This is a genomic window from Bacteroides cutis (genome assembly GCF_900241005.1).
Classification (GTDB): Bacteria; Bacteroidota; Bacteroidia; order Bacteroidales; family Bacteroidaceae; genus Bacteroides; species Bacteroides cutis.
The window spans coordinates 384,772-405,539 of record NZ_OEST01000004.1 but is presented as its reverse complement, the minus strand read 5'-3'; the positions used below and the strand labels follow the sequence as shown (position 1 = coordinate 405,539).

The 20,768-nt window shown below is 40.5% G+C and carries 14 protein-coding genes; 11 read left to right on the top strand and 3 right to left on the bottom strand.

The window, feature by feature from the left end:
- From rimM to rseP, 4 genes are all read left to right on the top strand, one after another.
- Positions 1-537, top strand: coding sequence for a ribosome maturation factor RimM (gene rimM / locus C1A09_RS11225; RefSeq protein WP_101544118.1), 537 nt, complete (start codon positions 1-3; stop codon positions 535-537).
- Positions 534-1,391 carry a M23 family metallopeptidase gene (locus C1A09_RS11220; protein ID WP_101544116.1) on the top strand — a complete coding sequence of 286 codons (858 nt, stop codon included), beginning with the start codon at positions 534-536 and terminating at the stop codon, positions 1,389-1,391. The genes rimM and C1A09_RS11220 overlap by 4 nt, the downstream gene beginning before the upstream one ends.
- Before the next feature lie 3 nt (positions 1,392-1,394).
- Complete coding sequence (locus tag C1A09_RS11215) at positions 1,395-2,549, top strand: 1-deoxy-D-xylulose-5-phosphate reductoisomerase (RefSeq protein WP_101544114.1); 1,155 nt, start codon at positions 1,395-1,397, stop codon at positions 2,547-2,549.
- Between the two features lie 96 nt (positions 2,550-2,645).
- Positions 2,646-3,980 carry an RIP metalloprotease RseP gene (rseP, locus tag C1A09_RS11210; protein WP_101544113.1) on the top strand — a complete coding sequence of 445 codons (1,335 nt, stop codon included), beginning with the start codon at positions 2,646-2,648 and terminating at the stop codon, positions 3,978-3,980.
- A 134-nt stretch (positions 3,981-4,114) separates the two neighbouring features.
- Here the strand turns inward: rseP and C1A09_RS11205 are convergent, their stop codons facing one another.
- Positions 4,115-5,014: a diaminopimelate dehydrogenase gene (locus C1A09_RS11205; protein ID WP_101544112.1), complete on the bottom strand. Its 900-nt coding sequence runs from the start codon at positions 5,012-5,014 to the stop codon at positions 4,115-4,117.
- Between the two features lie 181 nt (positions 5,015-5,195).
- On the opposite strand from C1A09_RS11205, the gene ruvA reads away from it, so the two are divergent.
- Positions 5,196-5,795 carry a Holliday junction branch migration protein RuvA gene (ruvA, locus tag C1A09_RS11195; protein WP_101544109.1) on the top strand — a complete coding sequence of 200 codons (600 nt, stop codon included), beginning with the start codon at positions 5,196-5,198 and terminating at the stop codon, positions 5,793-5,795.
- Between the two features lie 46 nt (positions 5,796-5,841).
- Positions 5,842-6,837, top strand: coding sequence for a DUF3843 family protein (locus tag C1A09_RS11190; RefSeq protein WP_101544106.1), 996 nt, complete (start codon positions 5,842-5,844; stop codon positions 6,835-6,837).
- 164 nt (positions 6,838-7,001) lie between these two features.
- Here the strand turns inward: C1A09_RS11190 and C1A09_RS11185 are convergent, their stop codons facing one another.
- Both C1A09_RS11185 and gdhA read right to left on the bottom strand, forming a co-directional pair.
- Complete coding sequence (locus tag C1A09_RS11185) at positions 7,002-8,165, bottom strand: M24 family metallopeptidase (protein ID WP_101544104.1); 1,164 nt, start codon at positions 8,163-8,165, stop codon at positions 7,002-7,004.
- A 149-nt stretch (positions 8,166-8,314) separates the two neighbouring features.
- Positions 8,315-9,652 (bottom strand): NADP-specific glutamate dehydrogenase, encoded by a 1,338-nt coding sequence (gdhA, locus tag C1A09_RS11180; protein WP_101544101.1) that lies wholly within the window; start codon positions 9,650-9,652, stop codon positions 8,315-8,317.
- 360 nt (positions 9,653-10,012) lie between these two features.
- Here gdhA and C1A09_RS11175 point away from each other — a divergent pair, with 360 nt between their 5' ends.
- The 5 genes from C1A09_RS11175 to C1A09_RS11155 all read left to right on the top strand — a co-directional run bounded on the left by C1A09_RS11175 (position 10,013) and on the right by C1A09_RS11155 (position 20,752).
- Positions 10,013-12,406 (top strand): glycoside hydrolase family 9 protein, encoded by a 2,394-nt coding sequence (locus C1A09_RS11175; protein WP_101544270.1) that lies wholly within the window; start codon positions 10,013-10,015, stop codon positions 12,404-12,406.
- A gap of 29 nt (positions 12,407-12,435) precedes the next feature.
- Positions 12,436-13,248, top strand: coding sequence for a ThuA domain-containing protein (locus tag C1A09_RS11170; RefSeq protein ID WP_101544098.1), 813 nt, complete (start codon positions 12,436-12,438; stop codon positions 13,246-13,248).
- Between the two features lie 8 nt (positions 13,249-13,256).
- Positions 13,257-15,293 (top strand): pectate lyase-like domain-containing protein, encoded by a 2,037-nt coding sequence (locus C1A09_RS11165; protein WP_233519896.1) that lies wholly within the window; start codon positions 13,257-13,259, stop codon positions 15,291-15,293.
- A 348-nt stretch (positions 15,294-15,641) separates the two neighbouring features.
- Entirely contained in the window at positions 15,642-18,785 is a 3,144-nt protein-coding gene (locus tag C1A09_RS11160; protein WP_233519895.1) for a SusC/RagA family TonB-linked outer membrane protein, read from the top strand.
- Between the two features lie 17 nt (positions 18,786-18,802).
- Positions 18,803-20,752, top strand: coding sequence for a RagB/SusD family nutrient uptake outer membrane protein (locus C1A09_RS11155; protein ID WP_101544096.1), 1,950 nt, complete (start codon positions 18,803-18,805; stop codon positions 20,750-20,752).
- Positions 20,753-20,768: the final 16 nt, after the last annotated feature.

The window sequence follows — 20,768 nt, the reverse complement described above, 5'->3', positions numbered from 1 at the left end:
ATGATACGGAGAGAAGAAGTATATAAGATCGGTGTATTCAACAAGCCGCATGGTATTCATGGAGAGTTGTCATTCACATTTACGGACGATATCTTCGATCGGGTAGAAGCGGAATACCTTATTTGCCTGTTGGACGGAATCTTGGTGCCTTTCTTTTTGGAGGACTATCGTTTCCGTTCGGACACTACAGCTCTTGTCAAACTGGAAGGGGTAAATACGGCTGAACGTGCCCGCATGTTTACCAATGTAGAGGTTTATTTCCCTACTAAACATGCCGGAGAAGTGGAGCCGGCTGAATTGAGCTGGGATTTTTTCGTAGGTTTCCGCATGGAAGAGGTGCACCATGGTAAACTTGGTGAAGTGATAGAAGTAGATACATCTACTATCAACACGCTGTTCGTAGTGGATTATAAAGGAGAAGAATTACTAATTCCTGCACAAGAAGAGCTTATTGTAGATATCGACCAAAAGCATAAAGTAATTACAGTGGATTTGCCGGAAGGAATGCTGGCACCGGATGAGACGGAAGAGGTATGAAAAAGAAACGAAGAAAAGTATTTTGGAGTAACATCAAGTTCAAATACAGACTGACAATTACGAACGAGAATACCCTTGAGGATATCATCACGTTACGTGTGTCCAAGCTGAATGGACTTTCTGTACTGCTATCCGTGTTGTTCGTATTGTTTCTGATCGCTTCGCTGATCGTAGCTTTTACTCCGCTACGCAACTATCTGCCGGGATATATGAACAGCGAAATCCGTGCACAGGTGGTGGAAAATGCGTTAAGAGTGGATTCGTTGCAACAATTGGTGGATAGGCAGAACCTTTACATCATGAATATCCAGGATATTTTTCAGGGTAAGATAAAAGCCGATACCGTGCAGTCGATAGATTCACTGACTAATATACGGAAAGACTCTTTGATGGAACGCACACAACGGGAAGCTGACTTCCGTAAACAATATGAAGATACGGAAAAATATAACCTGACAAGTATTGCAGACCGTCCCGCCGTTGACGGACTTATTTTCTACCGTCCCACCCGTGGTATGATTTCATCTCCTTTCAATGCCGAGAAGAAACATTTCGGTACGGATATCGCGGCAAATCCGGGTGAAAGCGTGTTGGCAACTTTGGATGGAACCGTTATCCTGAGTACCTATACGGCCGAAACCGGTTATTTGATAGAGGTACAGCACAATCAAGATTTTGTATCTGTATACAAACATTGCGGTTCACTCCTGAAACGGGAAGGAGACAGCGTGAAGGGCGGTGAGGTCATCGCTTTAGTAGGAAACACCGGACAGCTAACTACCGGTCCACACCTTCATTTTGAATTGTGGCATAAGGGAAGGGCGGTAAATCCGGAACTTTATATTGTGTTTTAGATTATGAAGAAACAAATTGCCATACTCGGTTCTACCGGTTCCATCGGTACGCAAGCGCTACAGGTCATTGAGGAACATCCCGACCGGTATGAAGCGTATGTGCTGACTGCCAACAACCGGGTAGACGATCTCATTGCTCAGGCACGCAAGTTCAAGCCTGAAGTAGTGGTGATAGCCAACGAATCGAAATACCGGCAACTGAAAGAAGCGCTTGCCGATTTGCCCATCAAAGTGTATGCCGGCGAAGAGGCTCTCTGTCAGATTGTGGCGGAAACTCCTATCGATATGGTATTGACTGCCATGGTGGGTTATGCCGGACTGAAACCGACCATGAACGCCATCCGTGCACGCAAGGCAATTGCCCTTGCCAATAAAGAAACGTTGGTGGTTGCCGGAGAATTAATCAATGATTTGGCACGTTTCAGCGGTACGCCTATCCTGCCTGTCGATTCCGAACATTCCGCAGTATTTCAATGTTTAGCAGGAGAGACAGGCAACCCGATAGAAAAAGTCATATTAACGGCTTCCGGTGGTCCGTTCCGCACTTATACAATAGAACAACTGGCAACCGTTACGAAAACGCAGGCGTTGAAACACCCGAATTGGGATATGGGAGCTAAAATCACCATTGACTCTGCCTCCATGATGAATAAGGGTTTTGAGGTCATTGAAGCCAAATGGCTGTTCGGTGTGCGGCCAGACCAAATAGAAGTAGCAGTACATCCGCAATCGGTTATCCACTCCATGGTACAGTTTGAGGACGGTGCCGTAAAAGCGCAGTTGGGAATGCCGGATATGCGGTTACCCATTCAGTATGCATTCTCCTATCCAGAGCGATTGAAAGCTTCTTTCCCGCGTCTGGACTTCAAACTGTGCACGGAACTCACTTTTGAACAACCCGATACGACCCGTTTCCGTAATCTGGCACTGGCCTACGAGGCCCTGCATCAGGCAGGAAACATGCCTTGTATTGTGAATGCCGCCAATGAAGTGGTAGTCAATGCTTTCCTGAAGGATAAGATTTCATTCTTGGGGATGAGTGACGTGATAGAAAAAACGATGGCACGTATATCTTTCATACAGAAACCTACTTATGAAGATTATGTGGCTACGGATGCGGAAGCCAGACGGATAGCGGAAGAATTGATCAAGCAGTGATAAAATAATAACGTTATAAAGTATAATAGAGTGATAGATAAATAAGACTACATGTCTTAAATAGTAAATAGTAATTTGTAATTTGTAAATAACTAGATGGAAACATTCTTAATTCGTGCCCTGCAACTCATCATGAGCCTTTCGTTGCTCGTTATCGTCCATGAGGGAGGGCATTTTCTCTTCGCCCGCCTGTTCAAAACCCGGGTAGAAAAATTTTGCTTATTTTTTGATCCATGGTTTACCCTGTTCAAGTTCAAGCCTAAAAACAGTGAAACAGAATATGGCATAGGTTGGTTGCCTTTGGGCGGCTATGTCAAAATAGCCGGTATGATAGACGAATCTATGGATACCGAGCAGATGAAACAACCCATGAAACCGTGGGAGTTCCGCGCCAAACCGGCATGGCAACGATTGCTGATCATGGTGGGCGGTGTATTGTTCAACTTCCTGCTGGCATTGTTCATTTATGCTATGATACTTTTCACCTGGGGTGACCAATATGTCCCGGTACAGAAAGCCCCGCTGGGTATGGACTTCAACGAAACGGCGAAAGCCATCGGTTTTCGTGACGGTGACGTATTGATTTCTGCCGATGGTGTACCTTTCGAGCGTTATGGAGGCGATATGCTGACCAGTATTGTTGATGCCCGCCAAGTAACGGTATTACGCAACGGACAAGAAACATCGGTTTATATCCCCGAAGATATGATGGAAAGGTTACTGGCAGACAGTGTACGCTTTGCCGATTTCCGCTATCCATTTGTAATAGACAGTATAGCACCCGGTTCTCCGGCAGCCCTTGCAGGATTGCAACCCGGCGACAGCATCACACAACTGGATGGACGCATCATATCTTATACGGACTTTGAAGAAGACAAGGCCCAACGCCGGAAAACAGCTGATGCTTCACACGATATCTTGTTGACATACGCACGCAACGGTATAACCGATACGTTGACAATGACTACCGATTCTGTTTATAATATGGGAGTATTTGCACGTACACAAACCAGCAAGCTGCTTCCGGTCATTAAGAAAGAATACAGTTTCCTCGCTTCTCTGCCTGCCGGTGCCACTCTCGGAGTGAACACATTGAAAGGTTATGTCAGCCAGATGAAGTATCTGTTCTCGAAAGAGGGAGCCAAGCAGCTGGGAGGTTTCGGTACTATCGGCAGCATTTTCCCCGCAACTTGGGATTGGCATCAATTCTGGTACATGACAGCTTTCCTTTCCATCATTCTCGCCTTTATGAACATTCTGCCAATTCCGGCACTGGATGGTGGCCATGTGCTGTTCCTGATATATGAAATTGTGGCTCGCCGCAAACCCAGTGACAAATTCATGGAGCGTGCACAGATGGTAGGTATGTTCCTACTGTTTGGTTTGTTGATATGGGCGAACTTCAATGATATACTGAGGTTCCTTTTCTAGAAACGAAGAAGACGAGAATATGTAACTACGAAGTGAACACCGCGTAGTTACGGAACACAAAATGCGTAGTTACGGAATTTTATCCGCGCAACTACGCATTTTTTATTCTGTAATGAAGGGTGTGTTCTTCTCCCTTATACCAAATGTCCTATCCACTCTTCACGGTCACCCGGCAGGAGATCGATCACCGGGATTTCTACCATTGTATAGCAACCCGGCTGCTGACGCATGGCGGCACGAGCCACACATACCAGCACTTGTGCGGTAAGCGCGGGATTGTTGATACGCATATTGAATTCAAAAAGTTGATTTTGTGTCTTACCGGATACACCTTTGCGTGTCAGGTTCACGCCGTGTCCCATATCAAGCAAGGCATCCACACTGGGAACAAGTTTCACATGCGTTTCATCATTCACAAAGTAAGGATCAGCCTTGATGGCAGCGGCCACTTTGTCAAACTCATAACCGTCTTTCAGTTCGATGTAAACCATACGACGGTGGATACCTGTCCCGGTAGGAATGGTCATGGAAAGAGCCGCCTTCACTCCTTCGACAGCTTTCACGGCAACGGTATGCCCCATACTCATGCCCGGACCGAAATTGGTATAAGTGATACCTTTAGGAGCAATTGCTTCCAGTAGAGTGCGGACGATAGAATCGCTCCCCGGATCCCAGCCGGCGGAAATAACAGATACGGTATTATATTTCTTTGCTTCAGCATCCAATGTACGACGCAAATCCTTGATACCGGTATGAATATCAAAGCTATCTACAGTATGAATGCCCAATGCGAGTATTTCCTTTGCATATTTCTCGACGCTACGGGTAGGTGTACAAAGAATTGCCACATCTACGGCTTCCAATTCCTTAATATCTTTAACGACAGGATAATCGCTCAATTCGGCAGGACGGTTTTCAGCACCTGCACGACGTACTACACCGGCTATTTCAAAGTCGGGAGCAGCTTGTAAAGCTTCGAGTACAAAATGTCCGATATTGCCATAACCTATGATGGCAGCTCTTACTTTTTTCATTCTTTTATCGATTTTAATTATCAACTTTCTAGTTTATCGGCACAAAAGTAAGCATTTTAATTCACTTTCGCCACAGAGTAGCACAGAGTTTCACAGAGTTTTTTCTTTTTTTAGTGAGTGATAGTTCAATAATAATGCTTACATTCGCCAGCAGAAAGTAACAAAGTAGTAAAGTGAAAGTATGATAGAATATATCAAAGGCGGAATTGCTGAACTGAGTCCGGCTACCGCGATTATAGATTGTAACGGATTGGGATATGCCGTCAATATTTCCCTGAATACTTATGCTGCTATACAAGGGAAAAAAGATTGTAAACTGTATATTTACGAAGCCATACGTGAAGATGCCTATATTCTTTATGGTTTTGTAGATAAACAAGAACGTGAGTTGTTCTTATTACTGATTTCCGTATCAGGTATCGGTGGTAATACAGCACGAATGATTTTATCGGCATTATCACCTTCTGAATTAATAAATGTCATCAGTACTGAAAATGTCACTTTATTAAAAACGGTGAAAGGTATCGGACTGAAAACGGCACAACGCATCATTGTTGATTTAAAAGACAAGATAAAAACCGGAGGCATGTCGGCCGACGGTGTAACAATGGGCAATATGACCTCCCTTGCCAATGCACAAGTACAAGAAGAGGCCATATCAGCCCTCACCATGCTGGGCTTTGCACAAGCACCATCACAGAAAGTGGTATTGAGTATATTGAAAGAAGAGCCCAATGCCCCGGTAGAGCAAGTCATCAAACTGGCGTTAAAAAGACTTTAGGTTTTTATTTGATATAAATTTAATGAAATATTAACCGGAAGAAACGATGAGAATAGTCCCTATACAAATGAAACAATGGCTAAGGATGAATAAACGTAGCCAGGTTTTGCCATCCGATTTGTGGTACTTAAATTTTGCCATAAGACTTTTGCCTATTATAAAGGCATCGGGCTTATTTATCACAGACAAAGAACAAGTTGGAGCAGCCTTATCGCTCTGCTTATACTTTCAAGATGCAATTGCCCAGAAAGGCGGTTGGAAATCTTTCTCGGATGCATATTATGCTTTATATAAAACACATCTGCCTTTCTATTCATTATCCGATGAATATGTCGCAGATGAAATAAATACAGAAGATATTGCGTTCGTATTATGGACTTTGAAGTCCCATCCTGTGCTCCGGAAAGGCGGATCGTATACTATCCACAATCCTTTTGATAATAAATTAACAGAGTTGAGCAGCTCGGTATACAAACTGATGGATGAGACTTTTGAAGAAGCTCCCATCTGTGAAATTCCATCCTCCATCATGTGGGTTATGGAACCAAATCTTTTAGAAATTCCTGTCACTCCGTTGCCTGAAATAACTCCGGGAACAAAACTGAAAAGAGATGTGGAACATTGTTTGGAATATAATGACGGGAAACCGTTACTGTATTTTGCGACCTATCAGGACTTATGTAAGTTCTTCGTGAATGTATTGAAATGGGAAAACAAGCCTTCTTCCCTCCTTCCCGATTTGAAAGGAAACAGCGAGTTCATAGTTTATGCCAATGCTAAAGGAATATTAGTGGCTCCTAATGTTGCCGCCTATTTCTGTGAACCTCATAACCCCCTGTATGATGCTGAACGTACAAAAGTTAATGGTTATGAGCTTTTCTGCCGTCCGGGTTTATGTCCGATCGATTTATTAAAATATGGAATGATGAAGAATGTTTTGCCGGAAGTACAATTTGCTTATACGAATGGGAAAGAAGTATTACATAAAAATTGGGACTTCATTGCCCGTTATTATTTAGATGAATACTATGAGGGACTCTAAAAAAAAACAAATACCTACCCAACGAACAGGTAAAGCAAAACCTACGGGAAAAAGAATTGGTAAATCAAAACCAGCCAAAGCGAATAACCAGTTGAACAGGAGAGTGAAATAAATGAAAATTCAGGGGCGTTACGTCCCTGAATTTTCATTTATAGTCTCATTCCTCACAACTCTACAATCTCCTCTTTACACAGCGTCAGTTTCTCCAGTCCCGTAGCTGTTACAGCCCACGAGTTTTCAATGCCGACAGGACCTATACCCGGCAATACGATCTTCGGTTCTAAAGCAAATACCATACCAGGTTCGAGTTCCTGCTTCATTCGGGGAGCCAATACCGGCATCTCATTAATTTCCAATCCGATGCCATGACCAATGAATTTAGCTTTCTGCCCTACTCCCATAAAATAGTCTGCAAATCCGGCTTTATCTACGATCTTAATGGCTGTATTATAAAGGTCTTCACAAACAATGCCCGGTTTTGCCATTTCTACAACTGCATTCTGTATTTCCAAACAAGTCTGATGAGCAACATACGCTTTTTCCGGTAATTTACCAATGGAGAACACACGGCTCATATCACCCATATATCCGTAAAAGTTTCCTCCCATATCTACCATTATACTTTGTCCGGCTTGTAACAAAGTACCATTTACACCACCCGGAAGTGACGGATCCAGCCCCTCACCTCCCAAGGCAAAGTCGTAAGGGGAAGGTACAGCCGCATTATCACCCGCCAAAAGACTTCCCATGAATATTTCCATACTTTGACCGAACACACGAAAAATGCCCAAGCACCCTTCCAGGCGCATCAACCTTTCAATCTCAATAGATAATTGGCGATCAGTCATTCCAGGCTGATAAACAGAAGGTATCTGCTCGTAGGCTTGGGTATGGGCAGCTCCCGAACGACGCAACATCTCAATTTCCATGTCAGTCTTCACCGTTCTTGCCTGACGGATAAGAACAGTGCCACAGGATACTATCTCTGTCTCCGGAAAACAAGCAGCAAGACGATTGTACTCGGTAAATGAAAGTTCATCTCCTTCCAACATCAGTTTAGTCGGGAGCGAGAGTCCACATTCCTTCAAAAGTTCGGGAAGTTGTTCGGGTTTACGGATAGCATGGATATGTTCACCTTCAATATTATTGGGCCGTTTAATGAATAAACGTGCCGGTGCATTCAATGGCAGGTATAAATAACCGCTGACAACGCGTCCATACGTATAGATTAAATTTACATTGCAAGTAATAAGAGCGGCATCAATCTCTTGCTGAGCCATGAGGACACGTATTTTATCGCGTCTCTGTTTCAATTCTGGTTGTAACATCTCTGTTTTATTATTAATAATCGAGATACAAAGGTACAACCTTTTTGATAAAAAATAAAGACGGAAGAATTAAAAAAAGTACTGCCCATACCTTCACAGACGCGGGCAGCACAAACCACAAATACAAATACAACTAAACAAAGTTTCTTTTAGATAATTCCCTGACCCATCATCGCGTGAGCAACCTTCATGAAACCGGCAATGTTAGCCCCCTTCACATAGTTGATGTAACCGTCAGGTTCCGTTCCATATTTCACACACTGGGCATGAATACCGTGCATAATGGCATGAAGTTTCTCGTCCACTTCGACCGCACTCCAACTGAGATGCATGGCATTCTGTGACATTTCCAAACCAGAAGTTGCTACACCCCCTGCATTTACAGCTTTACCCGGTGCATACATTATCTTGTTCTCAATAAAGAGGTCGATAGCCTCAGGAGTACATCCCATGTTAGAGATCTCGCCTACACATTTCACTTTATGACTAATTAATTGACGGGCATCTTCGCCATTCAATTCATTTTGTGTAGCACATGGTAATGCTATATCGGCAGAAATCTCCCACGGACGTTTGCCGGAAACAAATGTGGAACCGGGGAACTTATCAGCATACGGAGCCACGATATCGTTACCAGAAGAACGAAGTTCCAACATATAATCTATCTTTTCACCACTGATGCCATTCGGATCATAAATGTAACCGTCGGGACCGGATATCGTAACCACTTTAGCACCTAATTCTGTAGCTTTGGTTGCAGCACCCCACGCTACATTTCCAAAACCGGAAATGGCAACGGTCATACCTTTAATATCCAAACCTTTTGTCTGTAACATTTGATTAACGAAGTACAATCCACCGAAACCAGTTGCTTCAGGACGAATCAATGAACCACCAAATTCCAAGCCTTTACCAGTAAAAGTACCTGTAAATTCACGGGTCAACTTTTTATACATACCAAACATATAACCTACTTCACGGCCACCTACACCGATATCACCGGCAGGGACATCCATATCAGGACCGAGATGACGCCATAATTCCAACATAAAAGCCTGACAGAAACGCATAATCTCCGCATCGCTCTTACCACGTGGGGAGAAATCGGAACCACCTTTACCGCCACCCATAGGAAGGGTAGTAAGAGCATTCTTAAAGGTTTGTTCAAAACCTAAGAACTTCAGAATAGAAAGATTTACCGAAGCATGGAAACGTATACCGCCTTTATATGGACCAATGGCGTTATTGAACTGTACACGATAACCCAAATTCGTCTGTACCTCACCCTTATCGTCTACCCACGTAACACGGAAAGTAAAAATACGATCAGGTTCTACCAACCGTTCTATAATCTTAGCTTTCTCGAACTCAGGATGTTGATTGTATATATCTTCGATGGAAAGAAGTACTTCCTTTACGGCTTGAAGATATTCAGACTCGCCGGGATGCTTTGCCTCTAAAGAGGCCATGATACGTTCGATATTCATAATATTACGTTTTAAAGGTTATTACCTTATTGGCTTAAAGTTATCCGAGCAAAATGTCAACGAATAACACTGCAAATATAATAAAACTTTTCAATAAACCTACATTTACAGCCAATATTTTGATTGAATAACAATAAAATGTCAAATCATTAAGATTACAGGAGCAGAATAGAACGAAGATAATGAAATAATTTATAAGAAAATAAACTGGTTAAAAAAATATCATCATAAGGTTTATATTCCATCAAATCGGTCTGTTTTGACGTTTTTTAGAACATTTATGGCAATTATCAAACCTTATTCTGATAAATATTGGTTATCCTTGCATCAGCGACAAAAGGCTAATATGAGATGAATAATATGAAAAAGACATTATTAATTCTATATCTGCTATCAGTAAGTAATACCTTTTTACTCGGACAACTCCGTTTAACTCAAGATAGCTGTTTGGAAAAACAGATACTGGAAAGTGGATTGATACATCAGCCCTTACCTTTGAATACTGAAAACTCTTTTGAAACCAATGGATGGAAAAAAGAAATATTACAGAGTGTTCCCCTCGTATCTTCCGGAAGTCTAAAACTTCAAATTCCAACTTATACGGGTAAAAGAGCTGTCGGTTCACCTTCAGATCCAGACTATGCCACCTATGGTAACGGTAGTGTTTCCTATTATCTAAATGGAGCCAATCTGGAAAAATATAACCGGATTGCATTCTCTATTTATCCTGATTGTGACGGTACACGTGTCGTTAATATGAACCTAACCTTTGTAAACGCTAATACACCTGTCAAAAGGGGGTATAATCAGCCTTCCGGTTCTCACTTAATTAACCTCGTGAACAAGAAATGGAATCAATGTTTCCTCGAGATTGATGAATACCAACGCGATAAAGTAATGGAAATCAGCTTTAGTACAGCTTCAAAAGGAAAAGACCGTACCACGGGTGATTCGGCCATTTATTATATTGATAGTCTGCAATTGCAAACAGTGAAAAATCCCGAAAAAGTGAGCGGTTGGATACCTGCTGATGGAAAAATCATATATTCTACCACAGGATATCCAATTAATCATCGTAAAACCGCTATTGTCAACACAAACTACCCTCTATATAACAGTAAGCATTTTCAATTGTTAAACTCAAGAAACAGGCAGATTGTCTATGAAGGCGAAATTAAGGATATACAAACGAGTATCGGTGAATTCGGATATATAGACTTTACTCCTTTTAATCATTCCGGAATGTACCAATTAAAGGTAGGTGATACAATAACCCCCGCTTTCCGCATTGGAGAACGTATCTGGGAAAATTCACAATGGAAAGTACTGAACTTTATTTTCTGCCAGCGGTGTGGATATCCTGTACCGGGTAAACACGCTACTTGCCACATCGACTTGATGTCCAAGCACAATGGGCGCAGAATTTCATACGCAGGAGGATGGCACGATGCAGGTGATTTATCACAACAAACACTTCAAACAGGAGACGTTACATTCTCCCTACTTGAAGCATACAATAAACTGAAAGATAAAAATCCTGCCCTTGCCGCCCGTTTGCGGGAAGAGGCCGAATGGGGTCTGGAATTTATTCTGAAAAATCGTTATGGTGATGGTTATCGCGCCAGTAGTATGGGACTTCTTATTTGGCAAGATGGTATATTCAATACTTTGGACGACATTTCTTCGGTACGTGTACAGAACATGGCATTCGACAATTTTTTGTATGCCGGATATGAAGCTTATGCTTCTATGACCCTGAGTCAAGATCCGATGCTACAGGAATATCTGCAAAAAGTTGCTGAAGAGGATTTTATGTTTGCTATGAATAAATTCAAAAAAGATGGCTTTGATAAATTTATCCAACCATACGAACACAGTTATAACACTTCCGAAAGTCAATATATGGCTACCATATCGTGGACAGCCAGTCAACTTTACAAATTGACGAGCAAACGTTATTATGCAGATATTGCAGCTGAATATATCCGATATACCCTGGATTGCCAACGTACAGAACCGTTGGAAGATAAAGACAATACGCGAGGTTTCTTCTATCGCAATAAGTCAAAAAAATCTATCGTACATTATATACATCAATCACGCGAGCAAATTTATATGCAAGCAATGGTATTGTTGTGTGAAACGCAAAAAGGACATCCGGATTATCATAAATGGACCAACTCCATACAGCTTTATGGTGAGTATCTGAAAGGCTTGATGAAATATACCTATCCATACGGAATGATACCAAGCGGGGTATATCATGCTGAAGAATACAAAGACTCAACCGGCTTTTATGCTCTTCACCTTTTTCCACCCCCCCATGCAAAAGAACTTTATACAGAACAACTAAATCGTGGAATAAAGTTAGACAAAGAACATTATATTAAACGTTTCCCTATTTGGTTCAACATTTTCAATGGTAATACCGCCGTACATCTTTCTACCGGAAAGTCCGCAGCAATCTGTGGCAATTTTCTAAATGATAAAGAACTACTAAATATCGGTCTTGAACAATTATATTGGACTGTAGGCAAAAATCCATTTGGACAATCACTTATCTATGGAGAAGGGCATAATTACCCACAAATGAACAGTTTCTCTTCCGGAGAAATGACAGGAGAAATGCCGGTCGGTATCCGGACCTTGGGTAATGGGGATATTCCTTATTGGCCACAAACCAACAATGCCTGTTACAAAGAGGTTTGGGTTACATCTGCCGGTAAGTGGTTGTCTCTTATCGCTGAATATTAAATGAATTATTAATTAAAAAATAGAATACTATGAAAATCATCAAAATCTGTCTTATTCTGTTATTTACAATATGTACATTATTTGTAAATGCACAAGTGCCTCAAGGTTATCCTGCCAACTATGCGCGCTTTCCACGCTTCAAAGCACTAATTTATTACACCAATCATGCAGAAGAAGCACATGTGCAATTTTCTCTGCAATCTATAGAATTTTTCAAGAAATTGAATTATGGTGAAGGATTCAAACTTGACATTACAACTGACTTATCCGAATATCCTTATGAAAAACTGAAAGAATATAGTGTTGTGATAATGTTAGACGGATATCCTATGGGGAAATCGGAAAGAGAAACATTTGAGAAATATATGGAGAATGGCGGTGGTTGGGTAGGCTTCCATGCCGCTGCCTATAATGACAAAAATACAAATTGGCCTTGGTTCGTTAAGTTTCTCGGTGGCGGAGTGTTTTATTGTAACAACTGGCCCCCTCAACCCGTATTGGTTGAAGTTGATAATACAGAACACCCTGTCACCAAAAACTTACCAACCTCATTTGTCGCTCCTGCAAGTGAATGGTACCAATGGAATCCCAGTCCAAGAGAAAATAAGGATGTAGAAGTTTTACTTTCTATTTCTCCCCGAAATTATCCGTTAGGTATCAAAGATGTAGTGAACTTTGGTGATTTCCCCATTGTATGGACCAACAAGAATTACAGAATGATTTACCTGAACATGGGACATGGCGATGAAGAATTTATTGACGCAACCCAAAACTTATTGCTCGTAAATGCCTTCCGATGGGTGGTAAGTACTGACAAGAATGGTGATCCTTTCCTTAAATAACAAATAATATGATGAAGTTTATAAAAACAATACTACTAGTATGTGGTATTTTGACAATCGTAACACTCCAAGCCAAAGAGGTTGAAATCAAAAACGGTAATATAGTTCTTGATTTCAGTTCAAAAGTTTCCCAAACTTCTTCTGGAAAATATATCGTTAAAAGGGCAATCGGAAGATTTGGTGAATATACAATAATCGGGAAAACCTCTTCAACAACCTTTATAGATAAAAAAGTAAAAGAAAACCCATACAGCTATTATTATCAGATAATAGACGATGCAGGCAACCTGTTAGCCCTAATGGGTATGGATATTGAACTCTTCGGCGAAAATGTACATATATATAATGATATGGACGATAAACAAAGTATAGGAAATGATGTCAACGGTATTCACGAAGCAATGTTTGGTAAGGAATTCAGTCCCGACCGTTACGCTCTTCTATTCAAACCCGGAAACTATCAAGAAGCCGGATTACTGAAAATACCTTTCTACGTGCACCTTGCCGGACTAGGTAGAACTCCATACGAAGTCGAGATTTATAATGTACACACTCCGCCTCATTTACGGAACGGAAACGGTACTTGCACTTTTTGGCGTTCCATGGAAAATATGGCAGTCATAGGTCCGGAAACGTATGATGAAGAACAAACATTCAAATGGGCTGTCTCGCAAGCGGCTCCTATCCGTCGTGTTTATTCCCAACGTATTGTACGTAATCAATGGGAAAACGGTTGGGTAAGTGGTGGTTTCACTGCTGATTGCTATTTTGATGCAGCTGCCGGTTCCAAGAACCAGCAACAATGGTATACTCGTAACTCTTATTTGAACAAAGGACGTGGAAAATTTGAAGAAATTAAGTATAACTATTGCTTCCAAGGTGTTGAACTAGGTTCTGAAGTAGATAAAGATACCTATAAAAATAATTGGGACAAAGGTGGAAATGTAACTTTCATTCCAACAACCCCAATCATTCGTGAAAAGCCTTTTCTTTTTATAGATACAGACGGTAGATATAAAGTCTTCCGTCCTGCTCTAAGGCGAGATTGCCTAGGTGTATCTTACAGTCGAACCGACATGGGTAAAGGAGATATTATTGACTTGTTGGACTCTTTCTATGTAGTAAAACCCGGAGTCTCCGCAACAGAAATGAATCGGCAACTTAAAAACAAAAAACATCTGCTCATTACTCCTGGCATGTATGAACTTTCCGAACCATTACATGTCATCCATCCCAATACAATCATACTCGGTATCGGATGGGCAACATTGATTCCCGGAGCAGAAAATTCAGACACAGCAATCCGGATAAACAATGTAGACGGAGTAAGCGTCGCTTCTATCTTGTTCGATGCTCACTATACTTCAAACACCTTGATTCAAATCGGTAATAAAGAGGAGTTTGACAGGCACATAGAAAACCCTACTTTGCTTGCCGACTTATTTTTCAGAATTGGAGGTTTCCGTCCAGCTAAAGTACACGTTGACCATACAGTAGAAATCAATAGTAATGATGTTATCGGTGACCATTTTTGGATATGGAGAGCTGATCATGGCGTTCATGGTAGTGTAGGATGGGAAATTAATACAGCCAAGAATGGTTTAGTAGTCAATGGTAACCATGTCACGATCTATGGGTTATTCAACGAGCACTTCCAAGAATATCAAACCTATTGGACGGGAGAATATGGTCGAACCTATTTCTATCAATGCGAAACACCGTACGACGCTCCTTCACAGAAACATTATATGAGTGAGAATAATACCCGTCCTGGATATGCGGCTTATAAGGTGGCTGATAGTGTCAATATACACGAGGGTACAGCTTTTGGGATTTATGACGTTCTCCATCGCGACATCATGATAGAAAATTCGGTAGAAGTACCTGATAAAATAGGGATAAAGATGTACCATATCTGTAATAATACACTTTCCGGTGGAGGTTTAAAAGGGTTCAACTACATATTGAACGGCATCGGGAAAAGTACCTACAATACTTATCATGACAATAGGGTTTATATTAATGAATTTAAAGGAAACAAATAAAGACCAATAGCATCTATATATATTCTTTCATTGTGTTTTTATAGCTATTTTTTCTAAAGTACCTTACTATCCCAACAAAGTAAGGTACTTTTTTTAGTTCATGAGGTTTAAAGTTCATCCGAAAAAGGTTTAATTTTCATCTTTTTTTATATTCATAAACGAAAATCAAACCCTTTATAACAGATATTCAACTTCCCTTCACATTTTTTTCAAGAATATTGCAATCATATATAATATAACAAAGAAATACTATGAATATCACAATATTCTCTTCAATGCCAAGTCAATAGGTTCAATATATTATGATGTTATTAGAACTAATTTTTGTTTCACTTAAATTTAACTACAATGATTAAAAAAGTTTTTTTTGTACTTCTGTCTTGTATGCTACTCAGCCCGCATCTCTCGACATTAGCACAGACACAAGTTGTTAGAGGACTTGTAGTGGATGTAGACGGAACTCCGTTGCCGGGTGTCAATGTCTATGCCAAAGGAAAAGAAAGTAAAGGCGTCATCACCAATATTGATGGAAAGTATGCCGTATCCGGTCTTGCAGCTAATGACTCCATTTTCTTTACTTATATTGGCTACAAAACACAAACGTTCCGTGTTGGCAACAAATCAACATTAGATGTCATCATGGAAGAATCTGCAACCGAACTGGAAGAGACTGTTATCGTGGCTTTCCAGAAACAGAAAAAAGAAAGTGTTATCGGTGCTATCCAGACCGTTACTCCCAAAGACTTGAAGGTACCACAATCTAATTTAACAACCGCTCTTGCCGGTCGTGTTGCAGGCTTGATTTCCTATCAACGTTCTGGCGAACCCGGTCGGGATAATGCAGAATTCTTTGTTCGTGGTGTTACCACCAATGGTTATGCAAGTTCTCCACTTATCCTAATTGATGGCCTGGAAGTATCCTCTGAAGACTTGGCACGTTTGGAACCAGAAAATATTGCCAGCTTTTCAATTATGAAAGATGCGACTGCAACAGCTTTGTACGGTGCACGTGGTGCCAATGGCGTAATCTTAGTAACCACCAAATCCGGTCAGAAAGGTAAAATCAGAATTACAGCCCGTGTAGAAACATCTATATCCACTCCTACCAAAATACAAGAATATCTAGATGGTGTATCTTACATGGAATTATATAATATAGCAGAACGTGCACGTAACCCGGAAGCTACCCCTACTTATTCTAAAGAAAAAATAGAAAATACTCGTTTAGGAAATAATCCGATGTACTATCCCAATGTAGATTGGTATGGTGAGTTGTTCAAAGATCAAGCTATCAATACTAAAGCCACTGTAACAGCATCTGGTGGTGGTGAAGTTGCCCAGTACTATCTTTCTGTAGCTTATACCAATGAAAACGGTTTGATGAAAGTTGATAAGCTTAATAATTTTAACAACAATATCAGTATCAATCGTTATAATATTCGAGCCAATATTGATGTCAACTTGACTAAAACGACAAAAGGTTCCGTAAAGGTATACTCTTTACTTGAACGCTACAACGGTCCATCAGCTGAAACTAGTAGTATCTTTGATGCCATCATGCGTGCTAATCCAGTCAATTTTGCCAAGACCTATGACAAGAGTATTGACAAAAGTTATTATTATGCCAACCATATCTTGTTTGGAAATACCGGTCAGGCTCAGTATCCCAACCCCTATGCTCAGCTTGTATCTGGTTACAAAGATCGTTTCACCTCCAATACTAACGCACAGTTCCAATTGGAACAAGATTTAAAAATGATTACGGAGGGTTTGAAACTACGCGGTTTAGCTTCATTCCAATCTTATGGACAAAACACAAACACTCGTACCATGACACCCTTCTACTATGGCTTATCAGCATCTACTACAGAATTGGGGACTCAATATTCATTAACCCAACTGACTGAAGGTTCTGAAACATTAGGAGATCCGGCCTCCACGAGTACAGCAACCAGTAGTTTTTATTTTGAAGCAGCTTTACAATACAATCGAATATTCGGTGAAAAACATGATATCGGCGCCCTATTAGTTGGCCAGATGAAAGAATCACTGAATACTATTAGTAATGACAATGCTTATGCAACTTTACCCTCTCGCAATTTAGGCCTTTCCGGTCGTTTAACTTATGGATATGATGGCCGTTATTTCATTGAGGGTAATTTCGGTTATAACGGTTCTGAGAAGTTCGCCATTAAACATCGTTTCGGTTTCTTCCCTTCTGTCGGTTTAGGTTGGATTGTTTCTAATGAAAAATTCTATCCGTCAAGTTTCAAGAAAATTATTCCAACCCTTAAATTCAAAGGAAGTTATGGATTGGTCGGTAACGATGCAATCTCTGCAGCATCTGACCGTTTTTTCTATCTTTCAGATGTTAACACAAACAATGGTGATTATGGTTATGCTTTCGGTTCTGATTTTGGAAATGGATATAATGGATATTCAATAAACCGATATGCTAATGCAGAAATCGGTTGGGAAATAGCAAAAAAAGCCAACTATGGTATTGAAATAAATCTGCTGGATATCTTTAATGTCCAATTTGAGTACTTTACCGAGAGACGTAGCGATATTTATCAAACTCGCGAATCAGTTCCATATACTACAGGTACAACGGCAGCTATTAAGGGGAATATCGGTAAAGCAAAATCACATGGTATAGACACCTCAGTAGACCTAAACTGGAGTATAAATAAAGACTGGTGGATTTCCGGTCGTTTTAATTACACTTGGGCTACCAGTGAATATGTAGAAGGTGGTGACATTAAATATCAAGAACCCTGGAGAAACAAAACCGGTTACTCTCTAAATCAAAAATGGGGATACGTTGCCGAACGTCTGTTTATCGACAAAGAAGACATTCGTAACTCTCCTGTTCAATTTGACGCAAAATTATCAGACAGTCCATATGTAGAGGCATCGGACGACGTAATGCCAGGTGATATCAAATATGTAGACATCAATAAAGATGGTAAGATTGATGAAAAAGATCAAGTTGCCATAGGTTTTCCTGATACTCCGGAAATCATCTATGGTTTCGGTATCTCTACCGGTTATAAAATTTTTGATTTTTCTTTCTTTTTTCAAGGATCAGCACGTTCATCATTTTTCATAGACCCGAGTAGCATCGAACCATTCACCAATTATCGTAATGCACTCCAAATTGTAGCTGATGACTATTGGTCAGAATCCAATCCCAATCCTAATGCTTTTTGGCCTCGTTTATCAACCCGTTCCATCGCTAATAATAATAAAACTTCCACATGGTGGTTACGTGACGGTTCTTTCTTACGCCTAAAGACTCTTGAATTCGGTATTTCCATACCAGAAAAGACTATTCGCAAATGGGGACTAAACCAAGCTCGTCTTTTCTTCTCAGGAAACAATCTGCTTTGTTTCAGTAAATTCAAAATGTGGGATCCCGAAATGGGAGGATACGGTATCGGTTATCCGACACAACGTATTTATAATGTCGGCATAAATGTTTCATTTTAAAGATATGCATAAGTAATATGAAAAAATTAATAAAATATACATTCATCTCATTGCTAGCTATTATGAGCAGTGGATGTGCGGATTACCTGGATGTGGTTCCAGATAAAACACAGGAAATATCCTTACTTTTTGATCGTAAAGAATCGGCTTATCGGGCACTTGCCACCTGTTACCATTACATTCCAGTTTATGACAACACCTATGGTATGATCGGTGCATCCGATGAAATGATCATGAATCTTGATCGTGTAACTCCAGGTAAACAAGTTGTTCTTGGACAATTAAATGCAGATTATCCAGTCTTAGGGTATTGGAATGACGCTGTAGATAACTGGAAAGCTTTATCTCCTGCTGATAAATCATTTTTCGTCCCTATTCGTATCTGCAATGAATTCCTAGAAAATATCCAGCGTGTACCGGATATGACACAAAGTGAAATCAGTCGTTGGAGCGCAGAAGTAAAATTCTTAAAAGCCTACTATCATTTCATGTTATTCTCCCAATATGGTCCTATACCCTTGATTAAAGAAAATATCCCTATTGATGCAGAAGGTGAAGCAGCCATGCCGAAACGTCAGCCGGTAGATGATGTGGTAAATTATATCGTTTCGCTATTAGATGAAAGCATCGAAGCATTACCTACTAAAGTTACAAGTGCTACAGAATTGGGACGTATCGACCAAGTGATAGCTAAAGGTCTTAAAGCCAAAGTATTATTATATGCTGCCAGCCCTCTGTTCAATAATAATCCGATGTATGCTGGTTTTACCGATAAAGATGGTGTCAAGCTATTTCCATCAGGTGATACACAAGCAGAGCATCAAAAATGGGTAAATGCTGCCACAGCATTAAAAGAAGCCATTGATGCCGCAGAAGGAACAGGTAGTAAACTATATAAATATACAGATAGCTACCCGGAATATGATACAGAATACATAAAAAGTGATCCAGACCGGCTACCTTATATGTATAACTATCAATATATGATGGTAGATAAGTGGAATGAAGAATTAATATGGGGACTTTCACGGATATCAAATAAAGGAGCATACGGCAGTCAGGATTGGCATTATATACAACGTTCCGTAAATTTCAAACATAAAGACGAATCAAGTACCGGTGATGCATGGCAATGGTTTAGTCCTTCCATGAACGCAGCAGAGTTTTTCTATACCAAGAACGGTCTTCCAATGGATGAGGATCCTGACTTCGATTATGATAACCGTTATGAACTCACCACTATTACCGATGCGGATGCCGACGTAGCAATCCCCGGTGAACAAACAGTGAAAATACATATGAATCGTGAACCACGTTTCTATGCTTCTATCGGTTTCGACCGCTCCAGAGTACGAGGATATGGTCAAATTTATGACTTAAAATTCCGTTTTAAGGAAAGTAATGGACGGCCCAAAGAAAATGACATTGATTTCAGTCTAGGTTATTTTTTGAGAAAAGTAGTTCATCCAGACAGCAAGGGAACTAATTCCAGTTACGTTCTTTACGCATGGCCCATTATTCGTTTGGGGGAACTTTATTTAAGTTATGCAGAAGCCTTAAATGAAGCTTACGGAACAGAAAAGCAGAGTGATATATTATTCTATCTGAATGAAATACGCAGACGTTCTGGAGTTCCAGATATCGAGGAGGCATGGGCTAAAGCTAAAAAACACCCTGATTACTATAAAACTCAGGAAGGTATGCGTGAAATTATTCATCAGGAACGTACTATTGAGTTATCATTCGAAGGCTATCGTAACGATGATGTGCGCCGTTGGTTAAAGGGAGATATATTCAACTCAGTTATCAGAACATGGAATGCCAACTCGAGTACCGCCGAAGGTTTTTATCAAATACAAGAACTGAAAAACATGCTTCATGTATTTACCCAACGTAATTATCTCTGGCCTATCGCCACTAAAGAATTGGTGAACAATACAAACCTGGTACAAAACCCCGGATATTAAAAATGATTTATTAAAA

What these genes read in the sequence shown, in the direction of transcription:
- rimM (WP_101544118.1), top strand. Translation starts at nt 1, where the DNA reads ATGATACGGAGAGAAGAAGTATATAAGATCGGTGTATTCAACAAGCCG.
- C1A09_RS11220 (WP_101544116.1), top strand. Translation starts at nt 534, where the DNA reads ATGAAAAAGAAACGAAGAAAAGTATTTTGGAGTAACATCAAGTTCAAA.
- C1A09_RS11215 (WP_101544114.1), top strand. Translation starts at nt 1,395, where the DNA reads ATGAAGAAACAAATTGCCATACTCGGTTCTACCGGTTCCATCGGTACG.
- rseP (WP_101544113.1), top strand. Translation starts at nt 2,646, where the DNA reads ATGGAAACATTCTTAATTCGTGCCCTGCAACTCATCATGAGCCTTTCG.
- C1A09_RS11205 (WP_101544112.1), bottom strand. Translation starts at nt 5,014, where the DNA reads ATGAAAAAAGTAAGAGCTGCCATCATAGGTTATGGCAATATCGGACAT.
- ruvA (WP_101544109.1), top strand. Translation starts at nt 5,196, where the DNA reads ATGATAGAATATATCAAAGGCGGAATTGCTGAACTGAGTCCGGCTACC.
- C1A09_RS11190 (WP_101544106.1), top strand. Translation starts at nt 5,842, where the DNA reads ATGAGAATAGTCCCTATACAAATGAAACAATGGCTAAGGATGAATAAA.
- C1A09_RS11185 (WP_101544104.1), bottom strand. Translation starts at nt 8,165, where the DNA reads ATGTTACAACCAGAATTGAAACAGAGACGCGATAAAATACGTGTCCTC.
- gdhA (WP_101544101.1), bottom strand. Translation starts at nt 9,652, where the DNA reads ATGAATATCGAACGTATCATGGCCTCTTTAGAGGCAAAGCATCCCGGC.
- C1A09_RS11175 (WP_101544270.1), top strand. Translation starts at nt 10,013, where the DNA reads ATGAAAAAGACATTATTAATTCTATATCTGCTATCAGTAAGTAATACC.
- C1A09_RS11170 (WP_101544098.1), top strand. Translation starts at nt 12,436, where the DNA reads ATGAAAATCATCAAAATCTGTCTTATTCTGTTATTTACAATATGTACA.
- C1A09_RS11165 (WP_233519896.1), top strand. Translation starts at nt 13,257, where the DNA reads ATGATGAAGTTTATAAAAACAATACTACTAGTATGTGGTATTTTGACA.
- C1A09_RS11160 (WP_233519895.1), top strand. Translation starts at nt 15,642, where the DNA reads ATGATTAAAAAAGTTTTTTTTGTACTTCTGTCTTGTATGCTACTCAGC.
- C1A09_RS11155 (WP_101544096.1), top strand. Translation starts at nt 18,803, where the DNA reads ATGAAAAAATTAATAAAATATACATTCATCTCATTGCTAGCTATTATG.